Here is a 17,462-nt window from a genome sequence, read left to right on the forward strand (position 1 = left end):
ATAATTACATTGATGAGTCGCAAGTAAGACTAGATTATAAATTTGGGAGGGATTTTAAAGATGAATTAATCTGTATGCCAAAATATTTTTATTCTAAGTTGTGTCTGTGGAAATGACAAGAAGTAAATTCGATAAACAAGTGAATTAAAGGGGAAGGGCGAATTACAATGATATTACACGCAAAATCGTTCCACAATAAAGATAAAATCCAACGTGCTAAAATAGGACTGCAACTCTTTCTGAGTATCTTAATCATTACTTCTATTATCCTAAATGTAGTAGTAATAATTACTAAAAGTATGCCGCTTATTGTGGTATATATGTTTACCCCAGCATTTTCTTCTATTTTGACTCGCATAATACTGAAAGAAGGGTTTAAAGATGTATCTTTTAGTCTCGGTAACTTAAAGATATGGAAGGGGATTGGTTTTGCTCTGCTAATACCTATGATTATTTGTGGAATTACTTATTCTATCGCCTGGTTGAGCGGAATTGCGGGGTTTCAGCATCCCGAAGGTGGTATGTTAGAACCGATCTACAATATACTTGGACTTCAGTATCTACCGGAACCATTCAGTTTCATTTATCTAGTAGTATTGAGCGGAGTTTTAGGAAGTTTGCTTAACTTAATCCCAGTTTTGGGAGAAGAAATGGGTTGGCGAGGTTATATGCTCACAAGGCTAGTCGATGCAGAGTTTTCACGGCCTATCCTTATTAGTGGATTGATTTGGGCAACGTGGCATGTTCCAATTGTTATTGCTGGTCTATATGTAGAGGGATCATCTATCCTACTTTCAGTACTTGGCATCTATTTTTGTATTGTGCCCTTCAGTTATATTACAGCTTATTTACGACTTATCACAGGTAGCGTTTGGCCTTCGGTTATCATCCATACCACTTGGAATGCCATTATACAAGGACCTTTCGCACGTGCAAGTACAGGATATCAAACTGAGATTTGGATTGGAGAATCTGGCTTGATAACCGCTAGTATTATCTTAATTACTGCAATAATTACGTCTCGAATAGTAAATCTTACTAAATAGCATACGGATGTGTTTTAAATTCAATTAGTGAAATATAACGAGGCACAATTATGAATGCTCAAAGACATGAAAGTAATACAAATGAGATTCTTATTTCTGCTGAGAACTATTGAGCAGATGAAGTACGTGATTGCTCGTGAATTAGGAGTCACATTAGGACCGGATACATCAGCACGTGCAAATGGTTCTGTCGGTGGAGAAATTACAAAACGCTTAGTTCGAATGACAGAAGAACAATTAACAGGACAATATAGGTTACAGTAAGTTAAGGTGATAAATAAAAAAACATATATGGATTCTTTTCAGACTGTGGAGAAAATCTTCTCCACAGTCTGTTTTTGTGTAAAAAGAGGAGTAAGGACTTCTGGAAGAAATACAACGGATACTGAAAGCATTGATTCAATCCTTTTGATTTCATCAGTACTCCAGTTGAAAGTTTTTACAATAAGTATAGCGTTTTTTTATTTTGAGGATATAATTTTAACTTCGCTTGATGAGCATGTGGCGTTACCCTAGTATGTTTTTCTTATGACTATCAATCGAATATCAAAAATTATGTAATGACCGAAATATATTTTTCGGAAATTTGTTTTTTTATTAATTATATATCTGAATATATAATTTCATTGAATAGATAAATTATTGACAAAGAGAGGGGTCTATAAAATGAATTTCATTGCAAAATTAATAAACCGCTTATTTTATAATACTATCAGTATAAAAACGTGATGTCTTTTATAACAACGAGGGTTATTTAAGGGGGCAGTTCATTTTTCTAATGAGGAATTGGAGCTGTTTTTATGATGGAATATACTTTCACTTTTAGGAACGGATATTTTCAAATGCTAACCCTTAATGAAATAATGATATGTTATAATTTTCATAATATATACGCAAATAAGGGATGGAATGAGCACACAAATAAAGGTAACACCGGAACAATTAGAACAAGCTGCTAAAACCGTAAGCAATACGAGATCATCATTAGAATATATACATAAAGATTTATACTCTCAAATTGAATATATAGCTTCTCAGTGGAGCGGAGCAAGCAGTGATCGTTTCTATCAGATGTTTAATGAAGCAAAACCAATGATGTTTAACATTTTGCAAGAATTAGATAAAATCGCAGTAGAATTAGAACGTGCAGCTGTTAAATTCCGAGAAGCGGATGAATCGTATGATGGAAATTTAGTTGACTCTGATATTCAAGAAGGAGCCATGTGTGGAAAACTCCCTCCAAAATCAGAAGAGTCATTTTTCAATAAAAAGGATTTAAATGCTGCGTGGACTGGTATTTCTACTGGTTTTGTAGATGGTGTTGTAGATGCATGGAAAGGATTCGTAGCTTTAGGAGATAAAGAAACTTGGTTAAATATGCGAGATGCGATTGTAAACTATAGAGAGACTATTCCTGCTGCATGGAACACTGTATCAGATACATTTATGAATAATTTTTGGAATGGAGATCTGGAAAGCAGAGAACATTATGCAGCTTACGCAGTCACTACGCTATTCACAGGCTTTGTTGGTAGCAAAGGTCTAGATAAAGTAGGACAAGCAGGTAAGGTGGCTGCTATTACAGGGTTTACTAAAGGGAAATCACTTGTGACTAATTCTCCGGCATACAGAAATGCATTACACATATTAAATAACTATGAATTTAAAGCTGGTAATCATCTTTCATATGCAGGTGTCGGTAGTACACAACCATATTTACAGAAAGCAGCTACGTATACTTATGAAGGTGCAAATGGACGAAAAACGATTCGTTTGCGTAAAGGAGACTTAGCAGGAGATAAGCACCCTGTTACAGGTATTCCGTATGATGCTGAAGGATTTCCTATTTTTGAATCAAAAGGCGAGGTAATGTTAAAAGAGGCAGATTTCAAAAAGTCTAGAACAACACAGTCTAGAAAGTGTAGTAAGGCATTATATGAACAAATAATGGAAAGTCCTGAATTAGCTTTAAAATTTACGGATGAAGAAATTCAATTATTTAAAATGGGAAAAACTCCAGAGCATTATACATGGCATCATCATCAAGACACTGGAAGGATGCAACTTGTAGATTATCAGACTCATCATGATACTGGTCATACAGGTGGATATAAAATTTGGGGAAAAGATAGCGATAAATAGGGAGGTATTTAGCCATGAGTCACATTACATGGATTAATGTAAATGAAAAAAGAGTAACAGATGACCAAATTAAACAATTAGAACAATACTTAAATATTAAATTTCCTAATGATTTTATTGATTGTGTACAAAAATATGATGGTGGATATCCAACGCCAGATACATTTAACATTCCAAATCAAGATGAAAATTCACTTAATAATCTTTTAACCTTAGATTCTGATAGAAAATATTCAATTCTAGAAACATATAATAGTACGAAAGATAGATTACCTGACAAAATATATCCTTTTGCTAGAGATCCATTCGGCAATCTTCTATGCTTTGATTATCGAAACAACACTGATTCACCAATAATCGTATTCTGGGATCATGAGGAAGAAGACATAGAGGAAGCAATATATCCTGTTTGTTCAACATTTACAGAATTACTTGCTAGTCTACGTGATTTCGAAGAAGAAGATTGAGGGAACTAAAAAAACGTCCTAGAATTCTAGGACGTTTTTTTATGATTTACTAATTTTCTAACCATCATCCGCTTTCTCAAGTTTAATTACGATTACTTTTTTGGATTACCTTTATATTACAGCATCAACAGTTATTGTAGCTGAACGAGCTTTAAACAAGATTACTGGAGATACGGAAACAATATGGATTCAAGAAAGTCAATAACTGTGATGTAGAAAGACATGAAAGTAGGAACTAATTATACAGTGTAGAATGCTGAATTAACTATAGACACCTTTCATTTGGTACCCATTTTCTTGTCCATATATTGAGACAAGAAAATGGGTACTTCTTAAAGAAGTAATTATTACTTTGTACACAGTTAAGCATTTATTTGTATGATGGTGTGATTTTTGAAAGAAGAACAAAGGAATTCTTAACTGCAAAAGTAAATAATGAAGTAAATATAAAAGTAATACAAATAAAAAGCGAATATGGATAAAATTTTTTTGATACATTTATGAGTATAAAAATTTATTTATACGAAAAATATAATTTAATTAGGCCGTTAGAAGGAAGGCGACAATTTCAATTGTATAAGGACAAAAAAGGAGCGGAAATAAGCTCCTTTTTATTTACCTTACTATTTTTAGGAGGTTAGTATGAATAAGATATGAATAAAGGATGAATAGCATTTTTATGGATGAAAATTCCACTCTTTTTTTAATGGAATATATGTGAAACGTTGTATAGAATAAGCAAGAATGCCAAAAATTATAGGAGGAAAGTTGTGAAGAAAAATAAGAGTTTAGTAAGTTCTTTAGGAGTGTGTATGATGTTGTTTTCTTTTTGTTTCCAAGGAAATGTACAGGCAGATGTGAATACTGTTCAATCAGGAAAGATAAAGTCAGGAAACGTAACGGTGTGGGAAGTTGGAAATGTATCGAAAGTGTTAGCGGATGTAGAGCGCTTAAATTTAAATACAGTAAATGTACCGATTCAGGTAGATATTCCGAACGTGACTTCTACGAACATGGTAATTAATCAAGCGCAAAAGCAACAGGCTATTATTTTAATTCGAGAATTATTAAAGCGTAATATTCAAGTTATTGTGGAACCGTTCCCATATATTCAGCAAGGAAATGTTGGGGAAACGGAATGGAATCCGAGTAATATTAATGATTTCTTCTGGAATTGGAAAACGGTTATTCTGCAAGACATCTTTCATTCGATTACGAGTAAATACAATGTGTACGGACTTAAGATTGCCTCTAATTTCGTGAACATGGAATATGCAGAAGGATACTGGAACGATACGATTGATTTTGTTCGTAAGCAGTATAAAGGAAATGTTTTGTATCAAATGAATTGGTGGTTAACAGCAAGCTTTGATCTTTCGTATGAAGCAAAGTTTAAGGAGAAAATCAATCGTCCGTATTTAAAAAAGGTTGATATTGTAAGTATTGATAGTTGGTTTGAAGTTTCAGGGAAAAGAAATCCATCATACGAAGAAGTAAAACAAAGTTTATTTGCGACGACAGTATATAATCGTGGCCAAAATGTCGTTCAGCAACTTGAGACATTACATAACACAACAGGAAAGCCAGTATATTTTGGTGGATTTAATGTGCCAGCACGTGAACTTGGACTGCAAAATCCGTGGAACCCAGATGTTACGAATGTGTTTTCAAAAGATGTACAACTTAACGGGTGGCGTGCTTACCGAGATGTATTAGAACCGAAGCCGTATTTTAAAGGTTTTTCAATTTGGTTTATCGGCTCTAATGATAGTAATCATTCATATCAAATACATAGTAAAGAAGCAGAGGCAGTTATTAATGGATGGTATCGAAAATAAATTTTATAAAATAGGTAAGTTTTAGAATCCATTACATATATTTTAGTGAAAGGCCTTTCACCATCTTATCACCTAGGGGGCAATCATAATGAAATTTTTGTCATACCTTACAGTAATTTTGGTGATTCTTGGCGGTTTGAATTGGTTGTTTGTAGCGTTAGATTATAATGTAGTTGAGAAATGGTTTGGTTCTATGCCAGCGCTTGTGGATACTATTTATTGGCTCTTTGGTCTTTCAGCTATTTATCAAATTTTTGATCGGTTCTTTACGGGTAAGTAGCTATTATACTTTATTACTAGAGTGTTAAGTACGATTATGTACTTAACACTTTTTTGTATGTTTATAAAAAATAGGTTGCACATGCAAGCGATTCCATTGCGTCTTGCACCGTAATAACGGAAAACAAATTGACCGTGTATTGTATATAGGTTATAATTCAGAAAGTTTAAAAAATAATAAAAATGAGAAATAGGGAGGTTATCTGGGTGATGGAGAGAGTGTATAATTTTTCAGCAGGACCATCTATACTCCCTTTGCCAGTTTTAGAGAAAGTGCAAAAGGAGCTTGTAAATTATAACGGGACAGGCATGTCAGTTATGGAAATGAGCCATAGATCTTCTTATTTCCAAAGTATTATTGATGAAGCCAGTAGCTTACTTCGTGAATTAATGAACATTCCTGATGAGTATGAAGTTTTATTTTTACAAGGCGGTGCGTCATTACAATTTTCTATGATACCGTTAAATTTAATGAGTACGTATAAAAAAGCTGGGTACGTACTGACAGGTTCATGGTCTAAAAAGGCGCTGCAAGAAGCCGGAAAAGTAGGGGAAGTGCAAGTGATTGCTTCTTCTGAAAAAGAGAAGTTTACTTCGATTCCTAAAATGGATGATTTACCAAATGATGAAGAACTAGATTATGTACATATTACAACGAATAATACAATTGAGGGGACAAAATATGTGGATATTCCACATTTAGAAAGAGTGCCGCTCGTTGCGGATATGTCCTCAAATATTTTATCAGAACAATATGATGTTACGAAGTTTGGTCTCATATATGCGGGTGCGCAAAAGAATTTAGGGCCAGCGGGCTTAACGATTGCTATTATAAAAAGGGATTTAATTGGGGGAGCAGAACGCTCTTGTCCTACAATGTTAAACTATGAAACTTACAGCAAAAATAACTCCTTATATAATACACCGCCGTCCTTTAGTATTTACGTAACGAAACTTGTACTAGAGTGGTTGAAAGAGCAAGGCGGGGTATCTGCGATTGAAGAACAGAATAGAATGAAATCTTCACTTCTTTACAATTTCTTAGATGAATCAAAATTGTTTACTTCACCAGTTGATCCTACGTATCGATCACTTATGAATATTCCGTTTACAACACCGTCAGAAGAGCTGAACAATCAGTTTTTACAAAAAGCGAAAGAAAACGGCCTTGTTACGTTAAAAGGACATCGCTCAGTCGGTGGTATGCGTGCAAGTATTTACAATGCGATGCCAGTACACGGTGTACAGCAATTAGTAAATTATATGAAGGAATTTGAGCTTGAGAATAGATAGGGAGATGGGGATATGTTTCGTGTTCAAACGTTAAATCAAATTGCGGAAAAGGGTTTGCAAGTTCTTGACGGAGAGCGTTATGAAGTAGGGGATAGAATGGACCACCCAGACGGTATTTTACTTCGCAGCTATTCTTTACACCAAGAAGAATTTTCAAAAGACTTAAAGGCGATTGCAAGAGCTGGTGCTGGTGTAAATAATATTCCTGTCGAGAGATGTACAGAAAAAGGGATTGTAGTATTTAATACACCAGGAGCGAATGCCAATGCAGTAAAGGAACTTATTATCGCTAGTCTTATTATGTCTTCACGTAACATTATTAACGGTGTAAGCTGGACGAAAAATTTAGAGGGTGAAGAAGTACCGCAGCTTGTTGAATCAGGGAAAAAACAATTCGTTGGATCAGAAATTGCAGGGAAACGTCTAGGTGTAATCGGCCTTGGTGCAATCGGTGCTTTAGTTGCGAACGATGCGTTAGCTTTAGGAATGGACGTTGTCGGATATGATCCTTACATTTCAGTTGAAACTGCATGGCGCCTTTCAACACATGTGCAAAGAGCATTTAGTTTAGATGAAATTTTTGCAACATGTGATTATATTACACTTCATATTCCTCTTACGAATCAAACGAAGGGAATTATTGGTGAACACGCTGTAGAGAAGATGAAAAAAGGTATGCGTTTATTCAATTTCTCTAGAGGAGAACTTGTAGATGAAAATGTTCTTCAAAAAGCGTTAGAAGAAGATGTTATTACGCATTACGTAACAGACTTCCCGAATGAAAATGTGATAAAGATGAAAAATGTAACAGCGACGCCTCATCTTGGTGCATCTACGTCTGAATCGGAAGAAAATTGTGCGATCATGGCAGCGCGCCAATTACGTGAATATTTAGAGACAGGAAATATTCGTAATTCAGTAAACTATCCAAACGTCGAACTGCCGTATATCGGAAAAAAACGAATTACGATTATGCATCAAAACGTTCCGAACATGGTAGGACAAATTACAGGATGTTTAGCAGAGCATCATATTAATATTGCCGATATGATTAATCGTAGTAAACATTCTTGGGCGTACACAATGATTGATATTGATAACGGAATTGATGATATAATAAAAGAGAATATAGTGGAAAATATAAGCAAAATTACAGGTGTTGTAGCCGTTCGAATGATTGTGTAAAGGAGAGAGGAACTTGGCAAAAATCCGACCGTTTCGGGCCATTCGTCCAGTAGAAGAAAAAGCAGCGGAAGTTGCAGCTTTACCGTATGACGTATTAAATAGTGAAGAAGCAAGAGAGGTTGTAAAAGGGAATCCGTATTCTTTCTTACACGTTGATAAAGCAGAAATTGATTTAGACCCGGCACTTTCACCGTACGATGATCGTGTATATGAAAAAGCGGGTGAAAATTTAAATCGATTTATACGAGAAGAAGTGTTCACTCAAGACGAAGAGCCAGCGTTATACATTTATGAACTGACGATGCAAGGAAGAACGCAGTCAGGCCTTGTCGTTTGTACATCGATTGATGAGTATGAAGATGATACAATTAAAAAACATGAAAGAACACGTCATGAAAAAGAACTAGATCGCATTCGCCACGTAGATGTGTGTGACGCAAATACAGGTCCTATCTTTTTAACATATCGTACAAAAGAAGAGATAAAGCGTTTCATTGCCAGTTGGAAAGAAGAACATGCGCCAATCTATACATTTACAGCAGAAGACGGCGTTAGGCACGTTGCTTGGAAAATAGCTGATGAAGAAGTAATTGCAAGTTTAGTAAACTTATTTGAAGATATTCCTAACTTGTATATTGCAGACGGACATCACCGCTCTGCATCAGCGGCAAAAGTAGGACTAATGCGAAGAGAACAATATCCGAATTATACAGGAGAAGAGGAATTTAATTTCTTCTTATCTGTTTTATTCCCTCATGATGAACTATCTATTTGGGACTATAACCGAGTTGTAAAAGACTTAAACGGATTATCAGAAGAACAGTTTTTAAAGCAAATTGCACAATACTTTTATGTAGAAGAAGCAACTGTTTCTCCGTATAAACCAAATGAGCCGAAATCATTTGGAATGTATGTAAACGAGAAGTGGTATAAGCTCAATGTGAAAGAGGAAACGTTTGATGCGAATGATCTCGTGAAAGGTTTAGATGTATCTATTCTGCAAGATCATTTATTAAGTCAAGTACTTGAAATACATGATCCGCGATCTGATTCACGCATCGATTTTGTAGGAGGAATCCGCGGATTAGAAGAACTAGAACGCCTTGTAAAGAGCGGTGCATATAAAGCAGCATTCTCATTATATCCGACATCAATGGAAGCTTTATTAGCAATTGCAGACGCTGGAGAAGTTATGCCGCCAAAATCAACGTGGTTTGAACCGAAACTGCGCAGCGGGTTGTTTGTACATTCGTTAAAATAAATATAGACTTCTTTAGATTGAAAAACCGAAATGATTTTTAGTTTCGGTTTTTCTTATTATAAAAGTTCCTTTGAGGAGGGGTATAGATGAAATTACAAGTAGGCGAAAAAATCACCTTTGAACGAACTTTTACGAAAGAAGATGTTGTGTTATTTACGGAAGTATCGAAAGATGAAGGGGTTCATCATGTTACACCAGATGAGCAGGGGAGATTTGTTGTACAAGGGCTGTTAACATCAACACTACCTACAAAAATTGGCGGTGACTATAACGTACTAGCTCGCAAGATGGATTTTGAATTTATGCGTCCTGTGTTGAGCGGTGATACAATTCGTTGTGACGTAACTATTGAACAATTTGAGCTCGATGAAAAAAATCGCACAAAAATTATTGCGATGTTTATATGTAGGAATCAACTTGAAAAGGAAGTGTTGAAGGGAAGTTTTTCGGGGATTATTCTTTAATTGATAGGAAAAGTAATGAATAGGTGAGGGCACGATGTCTCTCGATCTTAGATTTTTAATTCCACCATAACGAAAATTTTATGCATCGTTGAATACTGATAATAAGACGTTATGTAATATACTCTGTTCTTTTCTTAACTAATAGAAGAATAGTTGAATAAGCTCGTCAACAAAAAAAGGACATTCCTAGTATTACAAGAAATGTCCTTTCCACTAAATTATAGGATATTTTGCTGAAATTCAAACTCTAAAATCAGTTTACTAGTTTGACCTGTAAACTGATAATGATAGGACCCTCTCAGATTTTCTAAGTTACCAGTAGCTTTAATAATTGTTCCTGGGGAATCTAGATTTCCTTTATCAAATTTTCCTTGCTCTATAGCTGTAAGTGTCCCTTGTTGTCCCTTGTAAACTCCTTCAAAGTGTAAAAAGCCAGAAATTTTAGCAGTAGCTAAGTGACCATCATTTATATTTGAGTCTAAATAATATAATAAGTATTCAACAAAAGCCTTTCCTTTTAATTCACCATCAATATCATATTCGACATGGGCAATATTAATAGGGAAATCTTTTTTAGTATCATCGATTGGTTTTTCATCCCATTTACTTACTGTAAATGTTACTTCCATACACGTAAATCCCCCTTTATCATTAGATAAGTAATATCCCTAAAATGAAAAAATACGCTATTCTTCCTCTAGGATCAGGAAAACATAATTATAAAACTTATGGCTATACTTATTTAAAGTTTTCCTTTATTCCACGCCACTCTCTAAAATAGAGAAAGATCCATTTTCACAATCAATTTCTGCCATCGCGCCGTAAGGTAAAATAAACTTCGGCTCGGTATGGCCAAAATTCAAATTATAAAGAATCGGCAAATCTAATAAATTATGCTCCTTCATTACTTGCAGTATTTCATGTTTATATTCTTCATAATACATTTCGTCTTTTGGTTTACCAAAAATGATGCCCCTTGCTTTTTGCAGAATGCCTTGTGCTGCATAATTTCGTAACCAATACTTTATATAGCTTGGTTCTGGATGGTCTTCAGAAGTTTCAAAGAAAAGGATACAATTCTCCCAATGTTTTTTCTCAGGCCAAAGCTCCGTTCCTTTTGCAAATTCCAATACTTCTATACAACCACCAATTAAGCGTCCTTGTACGGTAGTAAAGCCTTGAAGTAGTTCATAGCCATTGTTTTGTTGCATCGTACGCCTTGTATCTTTATTTATCTCTATCCATTCTAAACGCTCGCTCGTCCATTCATGAGCTGGTTGAATTTCGCCAATAACTTCATTTGAAAATAGAGTTCGATTTACCATTTCAATTGTATAAGGATCCATCTCTATATTTTCGGCAAAATCAGTTAAAATGGCTGGACCGTAAAAAGAGGAGATTCCTGCTTTATGGCAAAACAAATGTGAAACGGTAACGTCAGAGTACCCCATAAAAATTTTCGGATTTTCACGTATCACATTAAAATCTATATAAGGAAGTAAGCGGATGCTATCTTCACCGCCAATATTGGCAATAATTGCTTTCACGCGTGTATCTTTAAATGCTGTCATTAAATCTTCCGCACGAGCCTTTGGGTTGTTATAAATGAATTCGCTACCTTTTAAACTATTAGGCATTGGGATAACCGTAAGACCGAAAACTTCTTCTAATCTTTTCACTCCTTGTTCATAACGCCATCTTATCTCAGAATCACCTGCACCTCCCCATGAAGGACTTACTGTTGCCACAATATCACCTGGCTGTAATCTGTTTGGTTTTATTAACATGTTAACTCCGCTCCTACATAATGTAATGGACTACGATTATACAAACTGTAGCATTGAAAAATATGATGCATCACATTATTTTCTTCATCATCAATCCGTTTACCTGCCAGTATTCAAGAATTCAGTCTTAGTGTTGAGTATATTTAAAAGTTACAGTATGCAACATTGCATAAGAAAGATAGTTGCTATTTTGCACAACGTGTAACTATAATGGTTACAGGTTGGTCGTATCCAATCAAAAAATATAATCATCATGAATGGAGAGGTTACATATGGGTATGAAAAAATTAATTTTAGCAGGTGCTTTAGGGATCGCAGCATTATCAGGAACGAATTTACCAGGATTAGAACTGTCAAAAGCGAGTGCCGCTTCTATGGAATCCAATTTCTCGACGTTAGAAGGACGAGTAATAGAAGTAGATAAAGGTGTAATTGTTGTAAAATCTAAGCAATATGAGGAGCCTGTTAGTATATACATGGATTCCTTTTCAAATGTGAAAGTAGGAGATGAAGTAAAAGCTACTGGATCTATGATGCGTAATTTTACAGAATATATGGTTGCAACTGCAATTGAAAATACAACAAACAAGTTAGGCATGCACATGAAAGAAGACGGTTCTCCTGATTATGTGATTGGAGAAGTATCAAAAATAGGGACGATGGAAGATGAGGGAGACGGTGCTACTAAATATGTCGTAGTTGAGTATCCATCGCTAAATGGGAAGAAAGATATTATTGACGTTTTCTTAACAAAGGGACAAGTATTTAATACGGGTGAGAAAGTGAAAATTGATATGAAGTATGTGGGCTGGGGTGGAAGTTCTATTAACTGGAACACAACGGACAACATTGAAAAAGTTCATGAGGTAAAGAGCAACGTTGAAAATAATGATGATGTTTGGATTTGGTCTTAATTAGACGCTTGTAAATAACAAATGTATCATGCAGTACCCATCGAATCATCATATGTATGATAATTCGATGGGTACTTTTTTGTTTTATGTTTTTTTGAGAATAACGGATTTTCGATTAGAATATGATGTTAATACTGGAGCGAAGGTGAAAAAAAAACAATATGGAAAGAGGTGTTTAAGGGTGGAGCGAGATGAGGTTTATTTACGAGCTAAAAAAAGGGTAGAGAATTTACAAGCGTTTTATATTCATTTAACGGTCTATATACTAGTGAACTTAATGCTTTTTATTATAAATATAAGCTCTGATTCAAGTAAATTATGGTTTTTATATCCACTGGCAGGTTGGGGGATCGGTATCGTTATACACGGTTTGACAACTTTTCCAGTTGGGATATTCGGAAAAGAGTGGGAAGAACGAAAGATTAAAGAATATATGGAGAAAGATAAGTAAATTTATTTCTGGAATGTATGAATATAAATCTCTGGGATCAAATGTTTGATGCGAAGTCTATTCTATAGCTTCGCCTATTTGTTTTGTATTCGAAGTTTGTGCGAGTGAGTGTTCATATTCATTTTTTTAGCATCAACTGCATGTGAAATCAAAACTTTACTTGTAGTACATAATAAATACAGTTGTTTTACTTTTTAAATTACATGTGGATATAGGATAAAGTTGTTTTATCATCCTATATTAAAATAAAAATAAACCACTGTTCGATTTGAATATTCCACGATATAATGGTGAGAGTTTATGACAGAATAAATATTTACATAAGAAGTGAGGTACTGTATGAAAAAAAGAACGACAGACATTATTTTTATTATTATTGGTGCATTTCTTTTTGCGTTAGGTGTCAATTTGTTTGTTATCCCGAACGAGTTTGGTGAGGGTGGAGTAACAGGTATCACGATTATTACGTACTATTTATTTGAGTGGTCACCAGGTTTAGTTAACTTAATTTTAAATGCGATTTTGTTAATAGCTGGTTATAAATTTTTAAATAAGATTACAACAATTTATACGATTATCGCTGTAGTTACGAACTCGCTATTCCTTCATTTGACAGAAGGTTGGACGATTGCTTCGGATGAAATGCTTGTAAATGCCATTTTCGGAGGAATATTTATTGGGTGCGGGATTGGTCTAATCATTCGCGTTGGCGGAACAACAGCAGGTACTACCATCTTAGCAAGGATGACACATAAGTACTTAGGCTGGAGCATTAGTTATGGTCTATTGTTCTTCGATCTAATTGTTGCGTTTTCATCTTATTTCATCATTGGTGCAGAAAAACTGATGCTGACAATTATTATGCTATATGTAGGAACGAAAGTGATGGAATTTGTAATTGAAGGTTTAAATCCGAAAAAGGCTATTACGATTATTTCTGATAACCCGAATGAAATTGCCGGGAAGGTGACTACCTTAATGGGCAGAGGGGTTACCGTGTACTCAGGTCATGGCTATTACACAAAAACTCCGAAGGAAATTCTTTATATTGTTATTAATAAGCAAGAAGTAGTGAAGCTAAAACGGATTGTTCAAACTACGGATCCGGCTGCGTTTATCGCTATACATGATGTTCGTGACGTATTTGGAGAAGGATTTGTTGATATTTCTAAAGCTTAGAACTTATTTTTCATTAAAATAATCTTAATACTAAAACGTGAGAATCTATTTTGAATAATCTTTTTTCAAAATAGATTCTTTTTATTTATCTTAAAATGTTGGCTTGTAGATTATTATTTATCAACTCTTATTCAAAAAAACTAATAGCAGTTTGTTTTTCTTTTTCTTGCAAAAAGTACAATTGTTTCTTAATGTAAGAATGTAGAAGGATGAACAAGAGAGGGTTTAATGAAGATGATACATATTTTATTAGCTGATGATGATAAGCATATTAGAGAGTTATTACATTACCATGTACAAAAAGAGGGGTTTAAAGTTTTTGAGGCTGAAGATGGAAAGGTAGCTCAAGGCATATTAGAGAAAGAAAATATTCATCTTGCGATAGTGGATATTATGATGCCGTTTATTGATGGCTATACGTTATGTGAAGAAATCAGGAAGTATCATGATATACCTGTAATTTTATTAACTGCAAAAGATCAGTTAGTTGATAAAGAAAAAGGGTTCATTTCTGGCACAGACGATTATATTGTAAAGCCATTTGAACCAGCTGAAGTAATTTTCCGCATGAAAGCATTGTTGCGTCGTTATCAAATGCTTAGTGCTGATATTATTACACTCCACGGAACGACAATTGACCGAAAAGGGTTTGAGGTGAAGTGTAACGGTCAAACGATTTTACTACCGCTGAAGGAATTTGAGTTATTATCACAACTTGCTAGTTATCCTGGAAGAACATTCTCGAGAGAAGAATTAATTGAATTAGTATGGGGAATGGATTTTGAAGGGGACGAACGGACAGTTGATGTTCATGTAAAACGTCTTAGAGATCGTTTTTCAAAACGAACAGATGATTTTCAAATTACGACAGTGCGCGGGCTCGGTTATAAGTTGGAGTTGAAATAAGATGAAATCATTGTATTCTAGATTTGTTTTTATGACGGTTGGGATTATGCTACTTAGTAGTATAATTGGCTTTTTATTAACAAATGTATATTATCAGGTGAAGTTAAAACCGTACAATAGTGAAAAGATTTTAATGTATGCTGAGGAAGTAAAATCATTATACGAAAAACAAAGTGAAGAAAATAAAGAGGCATACTTACAGTCAATTGCGAAATTAGGATATGAAATTTATATTGTAGATGACCAAAAGAATGGAAAGCGCATCGGGAATGCGTTTCGTAAGATAACAATTAGTGATGCTACAGTTCATAAAGTACTGCAAGGTGAAACGTATAATGGTGTTTCCACATATCCAACCCGCCTCTTTATTACAGGATTTTTCGATAATGAATTAATTAATAGTGTAGGTGTCCCGTTAAAACATGGTGATAAACAATACGCTTTATTCATTCGTCCTGACATTCAGCAACAATTTGGTGAGATGAGAATTTTTCTAGCGGTGTTACTTGGTTTCATCGTTGTATTAAGTATCATTTTTATAGCGATTGCAGCAGGGTATATTGTGCGTCCTATTCGAACATTTACGAAAGCTACCAAAAAGATTGCAAGTGGTGAATATGATATTGAATTAGATGAAAACCGAAAAGATGAAATTGGTACACTAGCGACTAATTTTCAAAAGATGACAAAGAGTATTAAAGAATTAGATCAAATGAGACAAGAGTTCGTTTCTAACGTTTCTCATGAATTTCAATCACCGCTTTCTTCGATACAAGGTTTTTCGAAAACATTACAGTCGGAGAATATGAGTGAAGAGGAAAGAAAACGTTACTTGAAAATTATTGAGGGTGAAAGTAAGCGGATGTCTAGTTTATGTAAACAGTTACTTACGCTCGCTTCATTAGATAAAGAAGAGAAAGTTCTACAAATTAAAGAGTTTCACTTACAAAAGCAAATTAAAGACGTCATTTTTATGCTTGAATGGAAATGGCGTGAAAAAGATATAGCCGTCGAATTTGATGTGCCAGACATCGTCATAAAAGGTGACGAAAACTTACTTCATCAAGTATGGAGTAATATTTTCACGAATAGCATTAAGTTTTCGAACGATGGCGGAACGATTGAATTTGCTGTAGAAGAATTAGAGTCTAGCGTTATAATCTCTATATCAGATAACGGAATTGGTATGGAAAAAGAAGAAATGGATCGTATTTTTGATCGTTTTTACAAAGTAGACACAGCAAGGGCAAGAAACGTAGAAGGTAGCGGCTTAGGATTATCGATTGTACAGAAAATTGTTGAACTGCATCAAGGAACCGTTTCGGTATATAGTACGAAAGGGGAAGGGACGACTGTTCGGGTTGAGTTTCCGAAATAGATGGAAAGGAAGAGGCTGTTTTTGGAACAGCCTCTTTTTTATTTTTATCGATTGGTCGATATATTATCACTTACGTGCAAAGTGACAAAAAGTTATTAAAAAAAAGCGAGTCCTTCTATTCCACAATTGGATCAGTTTGTGGAATAAGATTAGCAGGAAGTTTATTTGAAAATGTAGAATCTCTACAGAGTTATAAGGATTTTATTGAAACTTTAACTATTTAGGGGGATATTACTTTGAAACGAATTGACTTGTTTTTAAACGGACTAGATTCCACATTCGATAAAGAGAGTTGGTATGCACCGTTTAAACATGCTATAGAAGGACTTACAGCCGAACAGGCTATCTGGAAACCAGATGGAGAGGCAATTAAAACCATTTGGGAGAACGTTAATCATCTCATTTATTACAAAGAGAGACTTGCAGCAAACTTGGAAGGCCGTGAATGGATACATAATCTCGACGGTGATGAAACCTTTTATCTTACCAATCAATCTAATGATGATAAGGAATGGAAGAAAGTCGTTGAACGTTCTGAAAATGCCCAACGTAATTTAAGACAGGCATTGAGTGCAATTTCCGAAAAAGAGCTTGAGCAAAGTTCACTTGAGGGTAAATTACTAGACATCATGCTTCATGATGCTTATCATACAGGCCAAATTATGCAATTAAGAAAAATGCAGGGATCATGGCCATCAAATCGTTGAATGAACGTTTTAGTTATTCCATTAAAGGGTGCTATTTTTGAATAAAACTTAGGTTTTTAAACGATTTTATTGCTATATTTTTAGTGTTGTGAAGTATCTTGCATCTAAAATAAAACAGGCATAACCCCGTCCTAAATTTAGAACGGGGGTTAGTTATGGAGGAGA

17 protein-coding genes and 1 pseudogene are annotated in these 17,462 nt (G+C 34.7%); 16 read left to right on the plus strand and 2 right to left on the minus strand.

Features of this window, described 5'->3' with window-relative positions:
* The first annotated feature begins 167 nt into the window (after positions 1–167).
* The 10 genes and pseudogenes from QCI75_RS11305 to QCI75_RS11350 all read left to right on the plus strand — a co-directional run bounded on the left by QCI75_RS11305 (position 168) and on the right by QCI75_RS11350 (position 9,975).
* Positions 168–1,046, plus strand: a complete 879-nt coding sequence (locus QCI75_RS11305) for a CPBP family intramembrane glutamic endopeptidase (protein ID WP_144506086.1) — start codon at positions 168–170, stop codon at positions 1,044–1,046.
* Between the two features lie 50 nt (positions 1,047–1,096).
* Positions 1,097–1,310: pseudogene (locus tag QCI75_RS11310) on the plus strand (alpha/beta-type small acid-soluble spore protein).
* A gap of 645 nt (positions 1,311–1,955) precedes the next feature.
* Positions 1,956–3,188: a WXG100 family type VII secretion target gene (locus tag QCI75_RS11315; protein ID WP_353760484.1), complete on the plus strand. Its 1,233-nt coding sequence runs from the start codon at positions 1,956–1,958 to the stop codon at positions 3,186–3,188.
* 14 nt (positions 3,189–3,202) lie between these two features.
* Entirely contained in the window at positions 3,203–3,655 is a 453-nt protein-coding gene (locus tag QCI75_RS11320) for an SMI1/KNR4 family protein (protein ID WP_000018399.1), read from the plus strand.
* Between the two features lie 770 nt (positions 3,656–4,425).
* On the plus strand, positions 4,426–5,493 hold the full coding sequence (locus QCI75_RS11325; RefSeq protein WP_353760485.1) for a glycoside hydrolase family 113: 1,068 nt from the start codon (positions 4,426–4,428) through the stop codon (positions 5,491–5,493).
* An 88-nt stretch (positions 5,494–5,581) separates the two neighbouring features.
* Positions 5,582–5,773, plus strand: coding sequence for a DUF378 domain-containing protein (locus QCI75_RS11330; protein WP_353760486.1), 192 nt, complete (start codon positions 5,582–5,584; stop codon positions 5,771–5,773).
* A gap of 209 nt (positions 5,774–5,982) precedes the next feature.
* Positions 5,983–7,065, plus strand: coding sequence for a 3-phosphoserine/phosphohydroxythreonine transaminase (serC, locus tag QCI75_RS11335; protein WP_144506084.1), 1,083 nt, complete (start codon positions 5,983–5,985; stop codon positions 7,063–7,065).
* Between the two features lie 12 nt (positions 7,066–7,077).
* Positions 7,078–8,250 carry a 3-phosphoglycerate dehydrogenase family protein gene (locus tag QCI75_RS11340; RefSeq protein WP_064057466.1) on the plus strand — a complete coding sequence of 391 codons (1,173 nt, stop codon included), beginning with the start codon at positions 7,078–7,080 and terminating at the stop codon, positions 8,248–8,250.
* A 13-nt stretch (positions 8,251–8,263) separates the two neighbouring features.
* Positions 8,264–9,511 carry a DUF1015 domain-containing protein gene (locus QCI75_RS11345; protein WP_353760487.1) on the plus strand — a complete coding sequence of 416 codons (1,248 nt, stop codon included), beginning with the start codon at positions 8,264–8,266 and terminating at the stop codon, positions 9,509–9,511.
* Positions 9,512–9,597: 86 nt separating this feature from the next.
* Complete coding sequence (locus QCI75_RS11350; protein ID WP_144506081.1) at positions 9,598–9,975, plus strand: hotdog family protein; 378 nt, start codon at positions 9,598–9,600, stop codon at positions 9,973–9,975.
* 218 nt (positions 9,976–10,193) lie between these two features.
* Here QCI75_RS11350 and QCI75_RS11355 read toward each other — a convergent pair whose 3' ends face one another.
* On the minus strand, positions 10,194–10,604 hold the full coding sequence (locus QCI75_RS11355; protein ID WP_353760488.1) for a DUF3224 domain-containing protein: 411 nt from the start codon (positions 10,602–10,604) through the stop codon (positions 10,194–10,196).
* A gap of 126 nt (positions 10,605–10,730) precedes the next feature.
* A complete protein-coding gene (locus QCI75_RS11360) occupies positions 10,731–11,762 on the minus strand; it encodes a S66 family peptidase (protein WP_144506079.1) in 1,032 nt (343 codons plus the stop codon).
* A 272-nt stretch (positions 11,763–12,034) separates the two neighbouring features.
* Between QCI75_RS11360 and QCI75_RS11365 the strand changes: the two genes are divergently transcribed.
* The 6 genes from QCI75_RS11365 (at position 12,035) to QCI75_RS11390 (ending at position 17,297) form a co-directional block, all read left to right on the plus strand.
* The gene (locus QCI75_RS11365) at positions 12,035–12,676 is read left to right on the plus strand and encodes a hypothetical protein (protein ID WP_144506078.1); all 642 of its coding nucleotides are present in this window, start codon (positions 12,035–12,037) and stop codon (positions 12,674–12,676) included.
* A 181-nt stretch (positions 12,677–12,857) separates the two neighbouring features.
* The gene (locus tag QCI75_RS11370) at positions 12,858–13,127 is read left to right on the plus strand and encodes a 2TM domain-containing protein (RefSeq protein ID WP_048559934.1); all 270 of its coding nucleotides are present in this window, start codon (positions 12,858–12,860) and stop codon (positions 13,125–13,127) included.
* A gap of 339 nt (positions 13,128–13,466) precedes the next feature.
* A complete protein-coding gene (locus QCI75_RS11375) occupies positions 13,467–14,306 on the plus strand; it encodes a YitT family protein (protein ID WP_070143987.1) in 840 nt (279 codons plus the stop codon).
* Between the two features lie 228 nt (positions 14,307–14,534).
* Positions 14,535–15,212 (plus strand): response regulator transcription factor, encoded by a 678-nt coding sequence (locus QCI75_RS11380; protein ID WP_186320882.1) that lies wholly within the window; start codon positions 14,535–14,537, stop codon positions 15,210–15,212.
* 1 nt (position 15,213) lies between these two features.
* The gene (locus QCI75_RS11385; RefSeq protein WP_353760489.1) at positions 15,214–16,590 is read left to right on the plus strand and encodes a sensor histidine kinase; all 1,377 of its coding nucleotides are present in this window, start codon (positions 15,214–15,216) and stop codon (positions 16,588–16,590) included.
* A gap of 236 nt (positions 16,591–16,826) precedes the next feature.
* Positions 16,827–17,297 (plus strand): DinB family protein, encoded by a 471-nt coding sequence (locus tag QCI75_RS11390; protein WP_353760490.1) that lies wholly within the window; start codon positions 16,827–16,829, stop codon positions 17,295–17,297.
* Positions 17,298–17,462 lie beyond the last annotated feature (165 nt).

Source organism: Bacillus cereus group sp. RP43 (assembly GCF_040459645.1).
Taxonomy (GTDB): domain Bacteria; phylum Bacillota; class Bacilli; order Bacillales; family Bacillaceae_G; genus Bacillus_A; species Bacillus_A mycoides_C.